At 39.1% G+C, this 1,318-nt stretch carries 1 protein-coding gene; it reads right to left on the reverse strand.

From position 1 onward, the window contains the following. Positions 1-178: 178 nt before the first annotated feature. On the reverse strand, positions 179-940 hold the full coding sequence (locus HW098_RS08835; protein WP_164227069.1) for an IS110 family transposase: 762 nt from the start codon (positions 938-940) through the stop codon (positions 179-181). Positions 941-1,318 lie beyond the last annotated feature (378 nt).

The following is a 1,318-nucleotide window of genomic DNA, read 5'->3' on the forward strand; positions in this document are numbered from 1 at the left end:
CGTAATGTGTGAGGATTTTTTAATGCCAGCACTCTCATAAGATCCTGGGCATAGTCCAGCCCAGGATGCTAAGTGTGCATCGGATGGAAAGGCTGTAACAGTTGGTCCAATCTCAGCTAGAATAGTGGCAGCACAGTTTTCATTCACACCAGGAATGGTTTGAAGTATCCTATTTTCCTCAGGGAAACTCCTTTTCGATGTAGTGTTGAATCTCATCGGTCAATTTTTCAATGAGTTCCTGATACATCTGATATTCCTCTAAGCTCTGGTCTAAGAGGAAGCGATCTTCTAGTGACAACTTTCCTTCCATCGCTTCAACAAGTTCTTCTGGACTTGCTTTCACTCGCTTTTGGATACAAGGGATAACAGATTCTACATTAATGCTTTCTCCGTTAATAAATAATTTTAAAAGTGATCGCCCTGTCTTAGAAAAAATATCAGAAAGATAACTTGTTAGCTTGATATTAGCCCGTTGTAAGAGATTGTGAATTTCATTTTTGACTTGAGTTTGACGCTGCTTGTAAGAACGCATGCGACGTGTCAGTAAACGAAGCTGTACTACTTCAGGAGCAGGGATATAGGAAGGTTCAATTAGTCCGCAACGGCCGAGTTGAGCAATCCATTCGGCATCTTTCATGTCTGTTTTTCGACCAGGCACATTCTTGATATGTTGAGGATTGGCAAGTACCAAGACGAGATTAGAATCTGAAAAGATATTAAAGAGAGGGAGCCAATATTGCCCAGTACTTTCAAAAAAGACATGTGTGACATGGTTTTCCACCAACCAATCTAAGGCATTGTGAAGAGCTACAGTAGTTGTCCCAAATTTCTTCTGAATTTTCTTTGGCTTATTAGTATCTAGTGGACCATCTAGAATACAACAAACAATGGATTTTTGGTGGACATCAATACCACAACACGTTTCAATCATGACTTCCATTATAAAAACCTCCTGTTAACTATTTGAACAATAGAACAAGAGGCTACTAGTAATTTTATTTTCATGCTCAAGGCATATTCGAGTTATCTCATGACTCTTGTTCATCCAGTTTTTTTAACAGGCTAGGAAAAGCCCTATTAGACACCACGGATTTGTATTGTTCATCTTCATTATAAGCTAAACTTCTTTTTCTGTCATGAGTTAGCAGGCTCTGCCTGCTTAGAGTTTTTTTAATTCCAAGAATGCCATCTTTACTAGATGGTTTTCCTGTCCATTGTTTGTAATTGTTAAAACTTCACCTGTCGTGTCCTCGCGCATGCTAAAGCTATGAAAAGCCAAGTCATCTGAGAAGTAGTTACTATCCACAATTGCGATAGC

The sequence above is a fragment of the Streptococcus sp. 1453 genome (assembly GCF_013276955.1).
GTDB lineage: Bacteria > Bacillota > Bacilli > Lactobacillales > Streptococcaceae > Streptococcus.